Source organism: Aerococcus loyolae (assembly GCF_002871915.2).
Taxonomy (GTDB): domain Bacteria; phylum Bacillota; class Bacilli; order Lactobacillales; family Aerococcaceae; genus Aerococcus; species Aerococcus loyolae.
Genome location: NZ_CP126958.1, coordinates 1,828,394 through 1,846,522, shown reverse-complemented (window position 1 = coordinate 1,846,522; position 18,129 = coordinate 1,828,394). Strand labels below are relative to the sequence as shown.

Annotated in this window: 22 protein-coding genes and 1 pseudogene; 18 read left to right on the top strand and 5 right to left on the bottom strand. The window is 40.7% G+C overall.

Annotated features, from left to right (window positions below):
* Positions 1 to 33 precede the first annotated feature (33 nt).
* A pseudogene (locus CJ190_RS08385) lies at positions 34 to 945 on the top strand (type I restriction-modification system subunit M); the annotation flags it as partial.
* Positions 945 to 1,565, top strand: a complete 621-nt coding sequence (locus CJ190_RS08380; RefSeq protein WP_070598395.1) for a restriction endonuclease subunit S — start codon at positions 945 to 947, stop codon at positions 1,563 to 1,565. The pseudogene CJ190_RS08385 and the gene CJ190_RS08380, both read left to right, overlap by 1 nt.
* A gap of 239 nt (positions 1,566 to 1,804) precedes the next feature.
* Here the strand turns inward: CJ190_RS08380 and CJ190_RS08375 are convergent, their stop codons facing one another.
* Both CJ190_RS08375 and CJ190_RS08370 read right to left on the bottom strand, forming a co-directional pair.
* Entirely contained in the window at positions 1,805 to 2,083 is a 279-nt protein-coding gene (locus CJ190_RS08375; protein WP_070598393.1) for a type II toxin-antitoxin system RelE/ParE family toxin, read from the bottom strand.
* A complete protein-coding gene (locus CJ190_RS08370; protein ID WP_070598390.1) occupies positions 2,083 to 2,358 on the bottom strand; it encodes a type II toxin-antitoxin system RelB/DinJ family antitoxin in 276 nt (91 codons plus the stop codon). The genes CJ190_RS08375 and CJ190_RS08370 overlap by 1 nt, the downstream gene beginning before the upstream one ends.
* A 291-nt stretch (positions 2,359 to 2,649) precedes the next feature.
* On the opposite strand from CJ190_RS08370, the gene CJ190_RS08365 reads away from it, so the two are divergent.
* Genes CJ190_RS08365 through CJ190_RS08355 form a run of 3 tightly spaced genes read left to right on the top strand, consistent with a single transcriptional unit; the run spans position 2,650 to position 4,124 of the window.
* Entirely contained in the window at positions 2,650 to 3,570 is a 921-nt protein-coding gene (locus tag CJ190_RS08365) for a site-specific integrase (RefSeq protein WP_070598388.1), read from the top strand.
* Positions 3,571 to 3,624: 54 nt separating this feature from the next.
* Positions 3,625 to 3,870 carry a type II toxin-antitoxin system Phd/YefM family antitoxin gene (locus tag CJ190_RS08360; protein WP_070598386.1) on the top strand — a complete coding sequence of 82 codons (246 nt, stop codon included), beginning with the start codon at positions 3,625 to 3,627 and terminating at the stop codon, positions 3,868 to 3,870.
* Positions 3,870 to 4,124 (top strand): Txe/YoeB family addiction module toxin, encoded by a 255-nt coding sequence (locus CJ190_RS08355; protein WP_070598384.1) that lies wholly within the window; start codon positions 3,870 to 3,872, stop codon positions 4,122 to 4,124. The genes CJ190_RS08360 and CJ190_RS08355 overlap by 1 nt, the downstream gene beginning before the upstream one ends.
* A 51-nt stretch (positions 4,125 to 4,175) precedes the next feature.
* On the opposite strand, the gene CJ190_RS08350 is transcribed toward CJ190_RS08355, so the two are convergent.
* Positions 4,176 to 5,303, bottom strand: a complete 1,128-nt coding sequence (locus tag CJ190_RS08350; RefSeq protein ID WP_070598382.1) for a restriction endonuclease subunit S — start codon at positions 5,301 to 5,303, stop codon at positions 4,176 to 4,178.
* A gap of 216 nt (positions 5,304 to 5,519) precedes the next feature.
* Here CJ190_RS08350 and CJ190_RS08345 point away from each other — a divergent pair, with 216 nt between their 5' ends.
* Both CJ190_RS08345 and CJ190_RS08340 read left to right on the top strand, forming a co-directional pair.
* A complete protein-coding gene (locus tag CJ190_RS08345; protein WP_070598407.1) occupies positions 5,520 to 8,561 on the top strand; it encodes a type I restriction endonuclease subunit R in 3,042 nt (1,013 codons plus the stop codon).
* Between the two features lie 80 nt (positions 8,562 to 8,641).
* Positions 8,642 to 9,319: a hypothetical protein gene (locus tag CJ190_RS08340; protein WP_070598381.1), complete on the top strand. Its 678-nt coding sequence runs from the start codon at positions 8,642 to 8,644 to the stop codon at positions 9,317 to 9,319.
* Between the two features lie 637 nt (positions 9,320 to 9,956).
* Here CJ190_RS08340 and CJ190_RS08335 read toward each other — a convergent pair.
* A complete protein-coding gene (locus CJ190_RS08335) occupies positions 9,957 to 10,235 on the bottom strand; it encodes a hypothetical protein (protein ID WP_070598379.1) in 279 nt (92 codons plus the stop codon).
* Between the two features lie 223 nt (positions 10,236 to 10,458).
* Between CJ190_RS08335 and CJ190_RS08330 the strand changes: the two genes are divergently transcribed.
* Positions 10,459 to 11,187 (top strand): hypothetical protein, encoded by a 729-nt coding sequence (locus tag CJ190_RS08330; protein ID WP_070598377.1) that lies wholly within the window; start codon positions 10,459 to 10,461, stop codon positions 11,185 to 11,187.
* Between the two features lie 281 nt (positions 11,188 to 11,468).
* Complete coding sequence (locus CJ190_RS08325) at positions 11,469 to 12,332, top strand: TPM domain-containing protein (RefSeq protein ID WP_070598376.1); 864 nt, start codon at positions 11,469 to 11,471, stop codon at positions 12,330 to 12,332.
* Between the two features lie 145 nt (positions 12,333 to 12,477).
* Here the strand turns inward: CJ190_RS08325 and CJ190_RS08320 are convergent, their stop codons facing one another.
* Entirely contained in the window at positions 12,478 to 13,068 is a 591-nt protein-coding gene (locus tag CJ190_RS08320; RefSeq protein WP_083307116.1) for a helix-turn-helix domain-containing protein, read from the bottom strand.
* A 652-nt stretch (positions 13,069 to 13,720) separates the two neighbouring features.
* Here CJ190_RS08320 and CJ190_RS08315 point away from each other — a divergent pair.
* The 9 genes from CJ190_RS08315 (at position 13,721) to CJ190_RS08275 (ending at position 18,062) form a co-directional block, all read left to right on the top strand.
* Positions 13,721 to 14,644, top strand: a complete 924-nt coding sequence (locus CJ190_RS08315; RefSeq protein ID WP_143739143.1) for a hypothetical protein — start codon at positions 13,721 to 13,723, stop codon at positions 14,642 to 14,644.
* A gap of 160 nt (positions 14,645 to 14,804) precedes the next feature.
* Positions 14,805 to 15,245: a hypothetical protein gene (locus tag CJ190_RS08310; protein ID WP_070598372.1), complete on the top strand. Its 441-nt coding sequence runs from the start codon at positions 14,805 to 14,807 to the stop codon at positions 15,243 to 15,245.
* Complete coding sequence (locus CJ190_RS08305) at positions 15,229 to 15,387, top strand: hypothetical protein (protein ID WP_168162792.1); 159 nt, start codon at positions 15,229 to 15,231, stop codon at positions 15,385 to 15,387. Before CJ190_RS08310 ends, CJ190_RS08305 begins: the two co-directional genes overlap by 17 nt.
* Before the next feature lie 68 nt (positions 15,388 to 15,455).
* Positions 15,456 to 15,989: a sigma-70 family RNA polymerase sigma factor gene (locus tag CJ190_RS08300; RefSeq protein ID WP_070598370.1), complete on the top strand. Its 534-nt coding sequence runs from the start codon at positions 15,456 to 15,458 to the stop codon at positions 15,987 to 15,989.
* 155 nt (positions 15,990 to 16,144) lie between these two features.
* On the top strand, positions 16,145 to 16,342 hold the full coding sequence (locus CJ190_RS08295) for a DUF1659 domain-containing protein (protein ID WP_070598368.1): 198 nt from the start codon (positions 16,145 to 16,147) through the stop codon (positions 16,340 to 16,342).
* A 31-nt stretch (positions 16,343 to 16,373) separates the two neighbouring features.
* Positions 16,374 to 16,616 (top strand): DUF2922 domain-containing protein, encoded by a 243-nt coding sequence (locus CJ190_RS08290; RefSeq protein WP_070598367.1) that lies wholly within the window; start codon positions 16,374 to 16,376, stop codon positions 16,614 to 16,616.
* A gap of 110 nt (positions 16,617 to 16,726) precedes the next feature.
* Positions 16,727 to 17,011, top strand: a complete 285-nt coding sequence (locus CJ190_RS08285; RefSeq protein ID WP_070598365.1) for a hypothetical protein — start codon at positions 16,727 to 16,729, stop codon at positions 17,009 to 17,011.
* A 21-nt stretch (positions 17,012 to 17,032) separates the two neighbouring features.
* Positions 17,033 to 17,236, top strand: a complete 204-nt coding sequence (locus tag CJ190_RS08280; protein ID WP_230081172.1) for a phage holin — start codon at positions 17,033 to 17,035, stop codon at positions 17,234 to 17,236.
* Positions 17,211 to 18,062 (top strand): CHAP domain-containing protein, encoded by an 852-nt coding sequence (locus tag CJ190_RS08275; RefSeq protein ID WP_070598364.1) that lies wholly within the window; start codon positions 17,211 to 17,213, stop codon positions 18,060 to 18,062. The genes CJ190_RS08280 and CJ190_RS08275 overlap by 26 nt, the downstream gene beginning before the upstream one ends.
* Positions 18,063 to 18,129: the final 67 nt, after the last annotated feature.

Below are 18,129 nucleotides of genomic sequence, written 5' to 3'. Positions count from 1 at the left end.
AACCCCTTTTTTGTCATAAGCTTGACATGAGAGGGCTCGGGCTCTTTGCTCCTAAATACTAAGAAATATGCCGATGAAAATGTTGAAAATTCTATCCGTTACTTCGGTCAAGAAATCAATACCTCGACCTACAACCTGGCTAAGATGAACATGATGCTCCACGGGGTACCAAATGACCATCAAAAATTGCGCAACGGAGATACCCTGGATGCTGACTGGCCAACTGACGAACCCACTAACTTCGATGTGGTCCTAATGAATCCCCCTTATTCGCAGAAGTGGTCGGCTGATAAGGGCTTCCTCGATGATCCACGCTTTGCGGCCTATGGGGTCCTACCGCCTAAGTCACGGGCAGATTTTGCCTTCTTGCTCCATGGCTTCTACCACTTGCGGACAGATGGCACCATGTGCATCGTCTTGCCTCATGGGGTGCTCTTCCGTGGCGCATCCGAGGGGAAATTACGTCAGGCCATGCTTGAGAATGGGTATATTGATGCGGTGATCGGTTTACCTGAGAACCTCTTTTACAATACCAGCATCCCGACAACGATTATTGTCTTGAAGAAGAATCGAACTAGCCGTGATGTTTTCTTTATTGATGCGTCTAAAGAGTTTGAAAAGGTGAAGACGCAAAATATCTTAACGGAAGACCATATTAATAAGATTATTGATACCTACAACCGCCGTGAAGACGTGGAAAAATATGCGCACAAGGCAAGTTATGAAGAAATTCAAGAGAATGACTATAACCTCAATATCCCTCGCTATGTGGATACCTTCGAAGAACCTGAACCCATTGATATTGTCCAAGTCAGCAAGGACATGCAAGAGATCAACCAAGAACTGGAAAAAACGACAACCGAATTCCTAGACATGGTGGATGACCTGCAGGTGACGGACGATACCGCAGAACTCATTCAGGCGATAAAGGATGTGTTTAAATAATGGCAGAAGAAAGAAAACAACCTGAGCTAAGGTTCAAAGGATTCACGGATGATTGGATTCAGCGTGAGTTGGGTGATGTTGCAGAATATAGAAGAGGATCTTTTCCTCAACCTTATGGTGATCCTAGGTGGTATGATGATAATGGTATGCCCTTTGTTCAAGTTGCCGATGTAAATGATAATTTTCAATTACATAAGAATACTAAGAGGAAAATTAGCAAAAAAGCTATGCCGAATAGTGTCTATGCCCCACAAGATACTATTGTTATTACTTTGCAAGGAAGTATCGGGCGAGTAGCGATTACACAGTATCCTGCATACGTAGATCGAACACTCTTAATAATAGAAAAACTAAATCAAAATTTAAATAAATTGTTTTTTACTTTTTTATTAAGTAACCTATTTATAGAGAAAGCTAGAAAAGCTCCTGGAGGTACCATTAAAACAATAACTATAAAAGAATTGAGTAAATTCAATTTAGTGTTGCCTAAAAATCTATTGGAACAAAAAAGAATTGGAAAAATACTTGAAACAATTTTAAACATTATTACTCTTGAGCAAACTAAACTAGAGAAGTTAAATGCCCTAAAACAAAAACTTCTCTCTTCGCTATTTGTCTAAGTTAAGTAAAATCTCCTCTATCCAGGAAACATAGAGGAGATTTCATTTTGAACTGTGGAAAAATTTCTAATCGTTGATTTTCTTTCGATTACTCTTCTTCCGACACTTCTATTTCAATAATGATATTACAGAACAGGACTTTTCATAACTTACCCTCAAACCTGCAGGAAACTTACAAGCCTAAATTATCACCCGTGTCGGACGCACTAAAAAATGACCACTCCTATTAGAAGGACCATTTATAGGTTGAATAGATCTGAGTGACTACCTGTATCGATAAGCGTGAGGGTAAGAATATCATCTTCTATCAGATAAATGAGTAACCAATCCGGTTTAATGTGACACTCAAAGTAACCGGAGAACTTTCCTTTTAGCATGTGGTTTTTGTATCTAGGATCAAGTTGAATACCTCGCCTTAAGTTATCAACCACTTCATCTAAGAGGGAGAGATCGACTCCACGTTTAAACATGCGCTTATAGCTTTTCTTATAAGCGTTCGTGAACTTGACTTTGTACATCACTCAGACAGTAGTGCTTTCTTTAGCTCTTCCATAGAAGAATAAGAGGGTGTGTCAGGATCTCTGGAAACTCTTCTAGCCTCCGCCATCGCATTTAGGGTAGCTTCATTGAATCGAGGAAGTTCCACGCTAAAAGGAAGACCACCACGTAGAATGCACTGACGCAAGAACATGTTTACGGCACTAGACATATCAATGCCAAGTTCATTGAAAAGTTCATTTGCTTCTGATTTGACTTTAGCATCAATACGAATTTGAGTAGGACTTGTTGCCACGATATCATCTCCTTTCAAAACAACAATAATACAATTAGTATACATTGTCAATCAAAAATATGCCTATAGACCATTTGAGAAATCTAACTCTCTATCGATATTTGAATTTGAATGAGCAAAAGAAGATAGCATCTATCAGTAAAAAATCTATAAATGATCACTCTTGAATAAACGAAATAAAAAAATACCAAGCCTTAAAAATCAAACTTCTTCAATCTTTATTTAACTTCTCAGTAAACTTCCTGATAATAATAAAGTTCATTTGAACAAATATTATCAGGAGGTTTTACTATGGTAAGGAAACGAAAGATTCTTTTTCACCAGTATTTTAAGGAGTGGTTTGAACTCTATAAGTTAGGGGCCGTGCGGGATGTGACCTTGAGGAAATATGATCTAACTTGGCGGCATTTGAAAAGTCTAGCGCCAGACTTAAGCTTGGACCAGTTGACGAAGAAGAATTATCAAAGTTTACTGAATCAGTTTGCCCAGACTCATGAGAAGCAAACCACCTTAGACTTCCATCACCTGGTGAAGGGGGCGATCCTTGAAGCTTATGATGAGGGATTGATTGACCGTGACCCCACGCGAAAAGTTGTGATTAAAGGGATCAAGGGAAAAGCTAAGAAAGCTAAATATTTAAATCAAGAGGACTTGCATAAACTATTGAATCAATTGCACCTGCAGCCGGAGATTTCTTATGATTGGCTTATTCTCTTGGTCGCCAAGACCGGTTTACGGTTCAGTGAAGCATTGGGTGTCACACCTGAAGACTTTAATTTCAGCCAGCACATGCTGTCGATTAATAAAACCTGGGACTATAAGAAGAGCGAAGGTGGATTTGTACCGACGAAGAATGCTTCGTCGGTCCGTAAGATTCGTTTGGATTGGCAGTTAACCCTACAATTCCAACAATTAATTCAAACTTTTCCACTTCAGCGTCCGATTTTTGTCCAAGGTCGTATCCATAATTCGACAATCAACCAACGTCTGGCTAAATTATGCCAGCAAGCGGAGATTCCAGAAATCACGATTCATGCCTTGCGTCATACCCACGCTTCCTTGCTACTTTACGGTGGCGTATCGATTGCGAGTGTGGCTAAACGTCTGGGTCACGCTAATATGGCGACTACTCAGAAAACTTACTTGCATATTATCCAAGAGTTAGAAGATAAGGATAATAACAAGATGATGGAAATTCTTTGTAGATTATAGTTGTTAATTGAAAGCTTGTACAAGTTATTGTACAATATTAATGAGGTGAGAAGGATGGAAGTAACGAATTACAGTGATTTTAGGCAAAATATGAAACATTACATGGATCAGATTAATGAGGATGCCATTGAATATACTGTCACATCTCAGAACGGCAATGATGTGGTTGTGATGGCTAAATCCGATTTCGATAGTTTGATGGAGACTTATCATCTCTTATCCAGTCGTGCTAACCGTGAGAACCTCTATCAAGCCATGGATGAACTCGATCGTGGCGATTATGAAGTTGAGGAGATCTGATGAAAGTTCATTGGAGTCGACGGTCTGTGATTGAACGCGAGGCCTGGAGAGAAAATGATCAAAAAGTTTATGATAAAATCTACCGCCTCTTGCGAGCCATTAAAGAAGACCCATACCAAGGCTTAGGTAAGCCGGAGCCCTTGAAGTATGACCTATCTGGCTATTGGTCACGACGGCTGACGAGACAAGATCGCTTAGTCTATCGCGTCACAGACGATGCCATTGAAGTCCTGTCTTGCAAATACCATTATTAAAAATAAAATCGCCTTTGCTGATTTAACTAGCAGAGGCGATTTTATTGATTTTTAGATGAATAATGATGAGAGAAGTTTTTGTTTTAGGGCACTTAAATTGTCGAGTTTAGTTTGCTCAAGAGTAATAATAGCTTCTAGTTTATGGATAAACTTACTAATCTTCTCTTGTTCTTTGGGTTTAGGAATATTGAAATATTGGTTGGTGATAATTTTCCAATCCGCCCTAGGCATTCTACTTCCTGAAGATATATTAGCTGATTTATAAAAGGTAAAACTTTGTACAAGAAAATATAAAAATAAGTTGGTTATGCGACTAATAGGGTACAACGCCCATATTTCTCCACTTTTATTACCATCTTCTGAAGCAAGCCACCATTTATTAAGATAGGGGCGTAAACGACCATACAGCACATCACCTTTGTAGAATATTGAATTAGATTCGTTTCCCTCACTAGTATTTCCAATCAATCTTCCGGTAGAACTCTCTATATTTTCTAATTGTATATTTTTTCTATAGCTTTGATCGCTGGTTTCATTTCTCTTATTGAATATATTTTTCCCCTTATCCTGAATCCACTCTTCTGTAAAACCACTAAATCTAACCTTAGGATAGCCACTTTCATCAGCAAACATATTCTGCAAAAGATACTCTTTCAACAGCTCTAATTTCTCAATTTTTTTCTGCTCAAGAGTAATAATAGAGTCTAACGACTTAAAGAAGTAACTAACCCTTTTTTGTTCTAAAGAGTTCGTTTTTCGAATGAACAGATTGCGTATTTTCTTTAATGATATAAATTTTTGAGTTCCCCCGTCCAAGCTAATAAATAACTGTTTAGTAATATATGGAGATTGAAGATAATAATATAAAAAAAGATAAAATATTTGTTGAGTATCCTTGATTAATGCCACGTTCTTAATAGCAAACGAAGGTTCTGTATGGATGAGTGCTAAATTGCCAATAGTTCCTATCATTCCCATAAGAATATCATTAATGTCAACTTTTGAGCGAGTATTGATCTTTTTATAATCCTCTAAGGATATGTAGTTAACTCCATCGTAATTAATTTGTCCATTACTCACGTTTTTAGAAGTAACTAATGGAATTCCTGCTGATAGATATTTGGGAGAATCATGTGTACCATCTCTAACATCGGCAACATCCTTTAGCTTATCCTGAATCCAAAAATATTTGAGTAATAGTCTTCAATTTTGAAAGTATTCTTAAATTATCAAGCTTTCACAACAAAAATATTACATTTTTCAACGGATGAAGTTCTTCTGTAAAAAAAATTCACTGAAAGCCTTTATTTTCTTTGCTATACTGAAAGTATTATAAAGAATTGAAGAGCAAATGAATTTTGTATCAAGTGAAGAATGCAACAGGATAGTGATGATATGCCAAAAATTTTTACTCAAGAGCAGCAAATGGAAGAACGCTTAATTGATTTGCTAACGAAAAGGGAATCGCAATGGACCTACCGTTCGGATTTAAAGACAGCGGACGACCTCTGGGGTAACTTCTTCCAACAGTTAGAAGCTAATAATACGGCGAAGTTAGATGGTGTCCCTTTAACTAGCCAGGAAAAGCTGTCGATTAAATCACAATTAGACTTTCCTTCTTTTTATGCAGCTGGAGAATGGCTAAGTGGTGAGAATGGGGTAGCTCAAGTTGAGCTTCATCGTGAGGACGCCTCGCTAGGTTCTTGCCAGTTAATTGTGATTAACGGGAATGAGATTGCTGGGGGTAGCTCTCATTATGAAGTGATTAATCAATTTCGCAGCGAAAAGCGTGATTTTCTTGATCAAGATGGGCGTTTTGATGTGACTTTAATGATTAATGGGATTCCTATGATTCAAATTGAACTCAAGAATCGTTCAGAAGGGTATAAAAAAGCCTTTAACCAAATTGATCGCTACATCAAAACTGGTAAGTATCATGGAATATTCTCCATGTTACAAATGTTTGTGGTGTCCAATGGTGTCGATACCAAATATATTGCTGCCAATAGTAAGCTGAATGCTAAGTTTTTAACGGGTTGGGTGGATGAAGAGAATCAACCAGTAATGAACTTAGAAGATTTTGCAAGCTCTGTGCTCTCAATCCCAGAAGCCCATGAGATGATTGCCAATTATTCCGTCTTAGACAAGTCTAGTAAGTCAGTTATTTTACTACGTCCCTATCAAATTCATGCTATTAAGGCCATTCGACAAGCGAGCTATGAACAAAAGGGGGGCTATGTTTGGCATACAACAGGGTCGGGAAAAACACTAACCTCCTATAAGGTAGCACGCAACCTGCTTAAAATCGCTTCAATTGATAAGACAATCTTCATTGTTGACCGTAGAGACCTTGACCAACAAACTGCTAATGCCTTTACCTCCTATGCTGAAGCAGATTTTGTGGATGTTGATGAAACGGCCAATGTCAATGACTTGATCAAACGTTTAACGGCTAAGGACCGTTCCTTAGTGATTACCACGATTCAAAAATTAAATCATGTGATGAAACGTTACCAGCAAAATCCTGATAATAAACGTTTAAATAAGTTAAGAGATTTAAGGTTGGCAGTCGTTGTTGACGAATGTCATCGTGCAGTGACACCACAGAAGCAATTTGAACTGGAAAAGTTTTTCCAATCTTCACTCTGGTACGGCTTTACGGGAACGCCACTTTTTGCGGAAAATGCTCGGGATGCATTTGGCGATCTTGCTCGAACAACCGAAGAGCAGTACGGGGAGTGTTTACATAAATATACCGTTCAAGAGGCCATGCATGACCAGGCTGTCTTAGGCTTTCAAATTGAGTATAAACGCCCCTTTGATGAATACCAACTCGATCAACTGGTAACGGACAAGTTTCCGAATACTAACCTTGCAGCGATTGATACGAAAGAAAAAGAAGCTCAGTTAGATCCAGCTATATTTGACCATCCCAACCATATGGAAGAGGTTGTGGATTCAATTATCAATAAATCGAAAAATAAATTTGGTTTCAATAACGGGGTTGGTAAGACCTATGATGCGATTTTAACTACAACTTCTATTGACAAAGCCATTGCTTATTACAAACTCTTTAAAGAGGTTAAAGCAGGTAAGCATCCTCGGGTTGCTGTGAATGAATCGACAAAACGAGCGATTTTAGATTTTCCTAAGGTGGCGATAACCTTCTCGCTATCTGATAATGAACACGATTCCCAAGATCGTAAAGAAGCGATGAAAGAGATTCTAACGGATTATAACCGAGAATTTGGCACGAATTTTTCTCTTGAAACCTTGAACGCTTATAACCAAAACCTTAATAATCGCTTGGCACGTAAGTCAGATACCTATAAGGTGCGTTCTGAACAAGTGGACTTGGTAATCGTTGTCGATCGTTTACTGACTGGTTTCGACGCACCGTGTCTGTCGACATTATTTTTAGATCGGCCACCTATGAAACCACATCACCTTATCCAAGCTTTCTCTCGAACTAATCGTTTGTTTGATGAGCATAAGAAATATGGGCAAATTGTCACCTTCCAAACGCCAGCGATCTATGAGGAAGCTGTCAAAGAGGCTCTTATACTTTATTCCAATGGTGGGGAAGATCAGATTCAAGCACCGAGTTATGAAGAATCTAAGCAAGAACTTGATGAATCCGTTAAAGAGTTAAGAGCACTCGTCCCCAATGCGGAGAGTTTCAATAATTATACTGATTTAGCCGAAATGAAACGAGTAGCCAAGGCCTTTCAACGCTTTGACAGTATCTACAAGACGATTGAAGTTTATAGTGACTTTAGTGAAGATGAATTTGTGGCTCAATATGGTTTTGACCGTAAAGAATTTGAAGACTATACCGGATCCTATAATAATCTTATCGAACGGATCAAAGATGAGATAAATGAAGAGGATGACGTTGATGAGGACTATTCAATCGATATCGAGTATGAGATTGAATCGGTTCGGACTGAGCAAATTGATTATGATTATCTCGTACTGCTCATTGATCGTTACCGTGAGTCGACGGAAGAACAAGACAAAGAAAAACTCAAACATGAAGCTGAGAAAACTATTGATGAATTTGGGCGCCGGAAACCTGAATTAAGTGAAAAGATCCGGGACATTTTCCAAGCCATTATTGCCAGTCCGGATAAGTATAAAAATCAGTCAACGGATGAGATTCTAGCTAATGAAATAAACGGTTACAAGGAACGTGTCTTAGAAGACTATGCCAAGGCAGAGTTTCTTGACGAAGATCTTCTTAAATATGTCGCAGCTAACTATGATGAGGACCGTGAAGGCACTCAAATAGGCGAGAGTGAAATGATTAACACAGCCGATTTCGATGCTTATAAGGCGAATACCGAAAATCCCGAATCAAAATTGCAGTATCGTAAGAAAATACGTAATGGCTATAAAGATTTGATTCACGAGAAAATTATGCCTTATGATGTGTAGAAAATAAAGAAATAGTAGAGGTTGCACTAATATATTATAACTTTTATAATATTATATGAATTGATTAGAAAGGTAGTATAATGAACGATAAGAATAAAAAATTGAAAAATAACCAATTCATTGGCGAGGATGGAAAAGTATATCAAACTGTGCAAGTTAAACCTTGGTATAAGAAGTGGTATATATGGACGATCATCATATTAGGGATTCTATTCTTGCTCGCCCTTGTACCTGTTGATCATTCTAATGGTAATCAATCAGAGAGTGCTTCTCATGTAAGTTCACAAGAAACACAAGGAGCGCGGTCGACAGAATCAGGTGAAAATAAGAAAACGATTAGAAAGGCTAATGAAGAAGTTATTTTAGAGAATGCTGATGGAAACAAGGCATCGTTAACCATCAAATCAGCTAGCGTAAATCCGGATAGTATACCTAATTATATGCATCATAGTGATTATTTCGATTCTAGTAGAATGGTTGTTATTGATTTCTCTTATAAAAACTATGATCTTCCGAAAAATTTTGTAGTTAATACTCATGATCTTCAAGTTTATGATGAAGAAGGTCATGCATTAGAACGCATTAGTAAGCAAACAGGTTACGACGAAATAGCTCCTGGTAGGTCAGCTGACTCCCAAGTCTATTTCATGTATCCCGATAAAGAACATAAACCCAAAAAAATACAGATAGATTATGTTCCGACGAATTCTACAAAGCATTCCCCAGTTGCTACTATTGAAGTTGAAGTTAAGCAATAAACTCGACTTATCTAATAGTTAATAGGTCTGCTTATTTCAATTAATTGAATAATAAAAATGATTCTTAAAAATGATATGTAGTAACCCCCTAAAGTTAGAAATAAAAACTAACTTTAGGGGGTTACTACATTCGTATCACAATTCTTGGTTTTAATATATCTGTTTATTTAAAAATGTGTACATCTTATAGATGTTGCAGCTTATTATCTATACCTTAGACAACAATCGCTGGAAGGGTAAGAGTTTGTACCCATAACTGCTTCGTATGAGTATAGTCCTGAAGATACACCATAAACTGCTCTGTAATTATCTTCTAATATTTTAGAACCGCTAACCATATCACTTGGTATCATTTATCACAAATTAAATCAAGGCTTATATAAATACGTATTAAGGCTATGGTAAAATGTCAGCTTTTTTGCAAAATATGAATCTTCTTATCAAAACATGTTCTATAGGCCAGCTCCTACATCCATTGTTCCAGTGATCTAGGCTACTTTTGTCTTTTGTCGCACTTTCTATAGATTGTTTTAGCTAATATTAAAAAAGCGGATAACCAAAGTTATCCGCCATAGCCCTTTAGGCTCTATAAATTGTTTAGTCCTTAAGACTCTATTAATGCTATAACAGGTTTAAATTATTTGTCAAAAATAAATATCTCTTTCAATTTATTGTTTAGAGTGTCCATGTTTTCTTCTCCAACTTTTATCCCGTGTAGTGCGTCTGAAGAGAATCGTGGATTAATGATCCTATTTTTACTAATAATGCGTAGTTGCTCAACTTTAGCAATTGAACCAGACTTCATAAATTTTAATTCTTGGATCAATTTACGATTTCGTAACAAGAGATTATCGTAAAATAATTTTTCTGAGAAATTTATTAAGTAATTTTCATATCGACCATAATAATGCTTCATTACTAAACTCCTTAATCCAAACTCTCTCGCCCTGGTCTGCGTATAGAAATCGACATGAAGCGTGGAGAGTTTCTACTAATGATCTAAGAAAAATAATTATCATTTTCAATTTATTACCTAAAATAAAGGTTATTTATATTATAATAAGTTTATATATCATACATTTATAAATGATTTAGTCATTTTGATGACAAGATATTTATAGGATGGAAGGAGACTTAGTATGGACCAAGAAAATAAAGACTTTAACAATCAGCCGTCTAATGGTGAAGAGGAGAAAGTACGTCAAACAGTAAAGGAAAAAGCTTGGTATAAGAAGTGGTATATCTGGGCGATTATTCTATTAGCCATTCTATTATTGCTCGCTATTGTTAGTGGTGGTCATTCTAATGAAAATCCCTCAGAGACTTCCCCTCAAGTCGCCTCACAAGAGTCGCAAGAATCACAAAAAACAAAAGCATCACAAAAATCAAAAAAATCTCCAAAAATATCAGAACCAGAAGAGGGAAATTTTATAGAAGATAGCCAAACGATTAACAAAGCCAATGAGGAAGTCGTTTTAAAAACTGAAGCTGGCGATAAGGCCTCATTAACCATTCAGTCAGCTCGAGATAATCGGGAAATTTTGCCTAGCGATTTGTATAATAATGAGTATTATGCTGGGAGAACGATTGTCATTGATTACAGTTATAAAAACGATGATCTTCCGAAAAATTTTGTCGTAAAACCCTCTGATTTCGTGGTATACGATGAAGAAGGTTATATATTGGAATGTATTGATCGAGAAACGGATGCTGCTGAAGTCGCCCCTGGCAAATCAGCGGATTCACAAGGCTATTACAAGTTCAATGATGTGGACATCAGACCCAAAAAATTAAAAATTGATTATGTACCAAAGTATACGACACCGCTCGCCCCAATCGCTTCAATTGAAGTGGATGTTGAGCAATAAAAACGCCTAATCTCCTGGTAAATTGGGGTCTTCATTCCAGTGACCTAATCAATAAAAACGATTCTTAAACCGCCTAGCTAGTGGTCTAAGAATCGTTTTTTGTATTACTCATGAATTTAGAATAACCCTAGCCAGCCTGCTTTAAAGAAGGAGTAATCTAAATTAACTAATTAATAAATTAACTTTATTAATTAATAAAGTTCTCATAAAAAGCCAAAGCAAAGCGTGTAAAGATAAAATAGCATATAATAAAAGAAAAAGCACTAGGCGAGGATAGAAAAATGAAAAATGAGAAGAGAAAGCCCAAATTAATCAGTTGCTCGAGTGAGCTTTCCCTGCTGGCGATTCTCTTAGGAATTACTGCCATGTATTATTTTACCTTTCGGACTTACCGGCAACCGGATTATCCAGCGGTTAGCCAAGAATATTACGTGTCCGACTATAGCCAGCGTTTGAATGACTTCACCACCCAGCACATTATGACTGAGGGCTACAAGTTGGAGGAATTAACCCAGGCCAAGCTCGCCGTGGTTGTCCTACCCCGAACTGAAAATGTCAATCGGTCAAAGTATAGCCAGACCCTGGCCAGTCAGTGGGGAATGACGGCTACCCCTGACAATGAATGGGCCCTCCTCCTCTTTAAAACCGACGTCAGCTATCCCAGAGAAACCAGCGTGGACAACCCTTACTTGCATTTAGAAATTGGTGGAGGCTTGAAAGACGAGCTGACTAATCCAGAGATTGAGGCAGTCGTTGACCAGTATGATAATGATATTTACCACAACGTCAATAACTACGACCAGGCCGCCTTTGACAGCTTTAATGCTGTGGCCGGTCAAATCTACCGGGCCCACCAGCAGGAAGTGCCCAGTTCACTGACCCAGTCCTATGAGGAAGTGGCCCAGGACTCTAATCATCAAAGTGAAATCAATAGTTCACTGATGCAAGCCGACCTCAAGCAGGCCGAATCGAAAACCCTAAAGAATCCCGCCCCCCTTTATCGGCAGTTGGGCAAGGCTTTCTTTGCTGCTGTCTGCACCTTACTGGCCCTAGTCGTCACTTGCCTCGTTGCCTTCTTTTTTGCAACAGGATGTATTTCCTTAGCTAAATTCATCGCAAAAATCTTTCATTGGGAAGAGGACTAAGCGGATTTTCCAAAAAAGCTTATCTTATAGTAGATAAAATGAGTGTTCTATTAGTTATTTCTCAGAAATAACCCATTCTTCTCAAAATAGCCCAAATAAAAACACCGTTCCATCTGAATATCAGCTTCAGTGGAACGGTGTTTTCTTATACTCGACCGAGGTGGGCGAAGACCTTACCGAGAACTTCAAAGGCTTCACTATCCTTCACTTGGCTTTTGTCGCCTAGTGGGAGGTAGAGAGGAAGGTCTTGATAAAATTGATAGCGGGCGAATTGTAATTGGCCGGAAACCTTATCAGCTAGACAGAGAATATCGCCGGTCTTGATATCGGCCAAGGGGTCAACTAGGGCGTAGTCCTTTTTACTGAGGGGGGACTGGATGGCGGGATTGTTAATTTTCACCGCAAAGATTTCCTCATTGGGGAGTCCCATACTGGCGAGTTCAAAGAAGTGCTTTTTCTTAGCGGCTTTGAGCTTGCCTTTTTTGTATTTCTTATAGACGGGGACTTCAATGACGTCGGCGCTCTTCATGTCCGAAAAGCCCCGTAAGTGGAGTTCGGAAACCCCGTAGAGATTGGCTAACTTGGTCAAGGTGTCTTGGTTGACTTCCGACTTGCCCTGTTCGTAGCGCCAGACGGTGGATACCGACTTACCAATTTTTTCGCTGACGGCTTCGATAGTCAGTCCGGCCGCCTCCCGCGCTGATTTGAGGCGTTGGGCGAGTGTAAGCATGGTCATTCCTCCTTTGCTTCTTGCAAGATGGCAGTTTTTTCATTTTACTTATTTTTGAAAGGCTCAGTCACTTTTTCCAACGTCGTGGAAAAGCCTGCTTTCCAAAAGGCATTTTTAACTTTTATATATTATACCGAAAAAGGGGAGGAAATACTCGTCAGAATTGTTAAATGAGAAAAATAACACGTGACGTGTGTTAAATAGTCAGAAAAATTTTCATCAAAGTTCCCCTGAGGAAATTCTACCCTGAGTAGACTCCTAGCTGATGATGCTACAGATTGTAGAAATAGAAAAATATTATCGAAATATGAATATACCATAGGATTAGAATTTATGCAAAATATTATAAAAAGCCTTGCTTTTTTCTATTGCATATAATATGTTTAAAAATAAAAAAAGTCAGTGAGCTCTTTTCGTTGGCAGCAGCCCGGGATTTAGCAGGGGAGGAGGATGGTGTAATCAGAACATGTAGCAAATAGGAATAGTGGCCAGAAAGTGTCATCTTTTGCATAGTTAAGAAATAACCTTTCAGTCACAAGAAAAATAGTAGTGCAAGGAGGACTTTAAGTTTTTGAGAAAGCAGTCAGTTCTTATTGATAGCCGGGTGATTTCTCAAGACTTAAAAGCAGTCAGCCGATTGATTCATAAGGAGGTATTCATGACAGTACGACGTGTGGTGCCAACCAGCTTTTGGCGGTCGCTCGAAGCTTTGGACCATTATAGCCAGGAAGAACGTTATTTTGCCTTATATCTAATGACCAATCCCAAGTGTAGCCAGGTGGGGATTTATAGTTTGCCCAAGCGTTTGATTGCCTTTGAGACCGGCTTTAGTCTGGACCAAGTGGAATCCTTACTCAAGCGTTTTAGCCAGGACTTTAAGAAGATTGCTTACTCTCACGCCCAGCAGGAAGTGACCCTCTTACACTCCCTGTCCTACTCCATCTTTGTGGGTGGGCGGCCAGTCATGGATCTCTTGGAGAAGGAATTGGCCCTCGTCCAGGACGGCAGTTTGATCGAAGCCACCTTTGACGCTATGTGTGATTTCTGGTTGAAGTCTAACCGGCGGGTGGACCAGGCCATCATGCAACTTTTCGTCAAGGAGATTAAAAAACGCCGTTATGTGGCCGAGGGCGATAAGAAGGAGGAAGGGGGTGAGAGTGATAAAGAGAGTGGGGATGAAAAGAACAATGAAGAGTCGGCGGACGAGTCGTCCCTGTCTCTCAAGCTTCAAAAACCGCCCTACCAGGATGACTATGAACAGCAGGTCCTCGATCGGATCAAAAATCGCTACCAGATTCTTTTTAATGAAGCCATGCCCGAGGCTGACTTGGAGAAGTTAAAGGCTTATTGCCTGCTCTTTGATGACAAGCTCCTCGAAGAAGCCCTCTACCGGGCTAAGGCAGCCAAGCACCCTTTGTCTTATTACTTTAAGATTTTAGAGCGCTGGGATAAGGACCACATCTACCGCTTGGAAGACCTACCGACTACTAGTGAGGACGAGAAAAAGCTCCAAGCGAAAGTCCAGAAAAAGACTGGTTACCAAGAGATTGTACCTGCTTGGTTCAAGAGCCAGGTTAACTGAGTGGAGGGGACTATGGAGAGTTGTCCGGACAGTCACCTTGATGGGTGCACTTTGGCTGTTGGCAAGGTTTTGCTTAGTGGTTGGGTCAGAGGACAAGGCGCTCTGCCATTGCTTTTTCCTTTGTCCTAAGTGAATGAATATTGAGTAAAAAGGAGTAACCATGACTTTACAAAATAGCATACATTTAATTGAACATTACAACCGTCTCTATGGTTTTGATTTGTTGGATGCTTATGACCATTGTGTCTTGGTATTGACCAAGTTTGCCCTCTTGGACCAAGCCCGAAGCCAAGACCTTGGTCAAGTGCAAGTGGCGCTGGCGGATTGCTATATTGCTTTAGTGATGATGGCGGATTCCTATGCCCGCGTCGAGGCTTTAAGCACAGAAGGTCGGGATGATTTACCACCCCTGGCCCAGGCCTTTACGAATTTGGCCTTGGACCTTAGCTTTGACCGCGATCTGACGCCCGCTTTAAGTGACTTAGTGGGCCATTTATGGCAGGCAGCGGCAGAGTGGGAGCTAGATTTAAAGGACTGTCTGGAAAAGCGGGTGACTGCTTGGTTGAATACGGAGGAGATGGATTATGCGGCAATGGGTTAAAGATTTTATTGTAGCGGTTTTAGCGATTTTACTCTTTCAGTTACGGGGCTTTCTGGTGTCCTTTGGGATGATCGTCCCCTTACTCCTGTGTAGTACGTTAGCGGTCCTCGTGATGGCCCTGTATGAAGGTATTACGGATTAAAGTGGGGAGCTTGCCCTTTTCAAAGATTGTGATGAAGCCTGTGCGATGAAGCAAGAAAGGAAGACAGAATGTTACTTGATAAGTTATATGCCGACCGCTTGTTGCGTGAATTTGAAGCCTTGATCCACAAGACCCTGGCGGACTTAAATATTAGAAAGTGCCACGGCGACTACCAGGACTATGCCCAAGAATTACGACTCAAACTCTTGGATGTGGCTGAACGCTTCGAGGGTAAGCCTCTGGGCCAAGACCGCTACCGTTTTGTCGCTTATGCTGGCCGTTACTTGCGCTGGTCTTTACTGGACCTCTTGCGTCAGACAGAGCGCTTGCCTCAGCTGACCTTATCCGAACATCAAGATTTACTGGCAGATTCCACTTCTTCACAAGGAGAAGCATGTGAAGCGGGGGCAGTGGACTTCCTCCAGGCCGCCCAAGCCAGCTTATCAGAGCGTGACTACCAGCTGACCCTGGCCTTGGCAGAGCCGGATTTATCGATCACTGATATCGCTCGTTCCTTTGGCGTAGCCCGAAAAACCATCTACGCCTGGAAAAAACGTCTGGCTCAGCGCCTCCAGCCCTTGAAGGGATTACTAGAAGATTAAGATGCATGTTAAATACGGTTAATAAATTGGCTCACCCTGGGGTGGGCTTTTTTGATGTTTTTTTTAATATAATCAACTTTCCGAGTAACACTTTACCTTTCTTAATTCGTTTATAGGGTGTAGCTAGCTACTAAAGAAAAAAAGGAGTGATTGGAATGCAAGAATTTATCGATAACAAGTTAGTGGTTAAGGTGACCAATTTTGAAACGGATAAGGAAATGAAGACCACCTTTAATGATCTAGTGGAAAAGCCTGACCTGGCAGCGATTTATGCTGTGCGCGATGCGGTGGCTAGTTTGACCAAGGATCCGGTAACGGAAGTGGAAACCGTTTGCCGTCATGTCTATGTCTAAGTCAGTAGATGAAAAGTAAGGAGGAAAAAGTATGCCAAGCCAAGAAAATTTCAATTTAGAGCTTTTGTTCAAGACCGAAGAAGGCAAATCTAAGAAAGTTACCATTAAAGAACCCAAAGAAGATGTGTCGGCTGAAGTGGCTCAAGCAGCCTTAGCAGCGATTGTTGATGCCAATATCTTCTTGAATGAAGACGGTTTTGATCCCTATGCAGTGGCAACTGGTGCCCGTTATGTACGCCGGACAGTGACAGATATTTACCAAGTCGAAGCCTAACCAAGGGATTGACCTCCCAAGCCCTGCTTAGCGGGGCTTTTTTTATGAGATAGAAATAAGTTAAATAGGAAAAAAAGGAAATAAAATCAGAAGGAGAAAGGAGTGGGGGCATGACAGTGATCGAGATGGGCGGTTGGGCCAGTGCCTTGGTGGCCATTATCACCCTAGTCAGTAAAATCATCCAGTTAATTACGGCAATTCAGCGTTTGATCACTCGTCTAGACGTGATGGCTCAAGAGCTGGACCAGCAAAAGACTCAGCAACAAGCCCTCAAGGACCGGATTCAAATGGTGGAAAACACCTTAATGGAGACGGCCTTTCGCTTCCAGGCGGTGGATAAGAAGTTAAATCACTTAGTGGATTGGGTAAAGGAGATGAGTGAGGAATGCGTTTAAGTAATCAGAGCCTATGACCGCTTGAAGTGGCTAGCCTTGGTCTTTATGCCGGCCTTGAGCGTCTTAGTGAAGGGACTGGGGGAAGCTTATGGTTTGGTAGGGACCGATCTGGCGGTAGTGACTTTGAATTTGTTGGCGGTTTTTCTAGGGTCCATCTTGCAATTGTCGAGTGAGGACTACCACAAGGGAGGTGGCGGCCATGCTTACCGCACAGCAAGTGCTTAAAACTGCTCAAAAGTACCTGGGCATGACCATGGGGTCCAAGGCCCATCGCGACATGGTGGACCGCTATAATCGCGTTCTGCCACGACCGGTGGGTTATGTCGCTAAATATAGTGATGACTGGTGTGACATTTTTGTGACTGCCGTGGCTGATGAAGCGGGAGCTACGGCTTTGATTGGTCGGGAGTGCGGAGTTCAACGCCATATCCATGTCTTTGCTGGTTTGGGGATTTGGCTGGGGCGTGTTTATCCTCAGCCGGGAGATATTGTGTGCTTTGACTGGGATGGGGGTGGCTTTGCGGACCATATTGGTTTTGTAGAAACTGTTACCGGCTCGACGATGACCACGATTGAGGGCAATGCCAGTCGCCGGGTGGCTAGGAACCGTTTTGTTTGGAATGATTGGCGGATCAAGGGCTATGCCCGGCCTAAGTACGGTCGCCTGCTCAGCCGTGCCGAGAAGACGGTGGACCAGTTGGCTCGTGAAGTTTTAGCGCGTCAGTGGGGCAATGGGGCTGAACGGGTCCGACGTTTGCAGGCGGCGGGCTATGACTACCAGCTGGTTCAAGACCAGGTCAACCGCTTAGTGGCTCAGCGTGCTAAGGATGGAAAGGGCGCTGAAGTGGTAGCCGTAGGGAGCACGGTTCGGGTCGATGATCAGGCCACTCACTGGCAAACGGGGCAAAGTATTGCTGACTGGGTCAAGGGCCAGGTCTTTGCCGTGATGGAGCGCAAGCAGATCAATCACCCGCAAAGTGACTGGGCTTATTTATTAAGTAACCGCGGGATTCCCATTGGTTGGATTTTAGCACAGGATGTTAGGGCGTAGTTAGGAAGGGAGAAGGAAAGCAGCCTTGAGGGGCTGCTTTTTATGTTGAGCAATAGAGACTTAGATA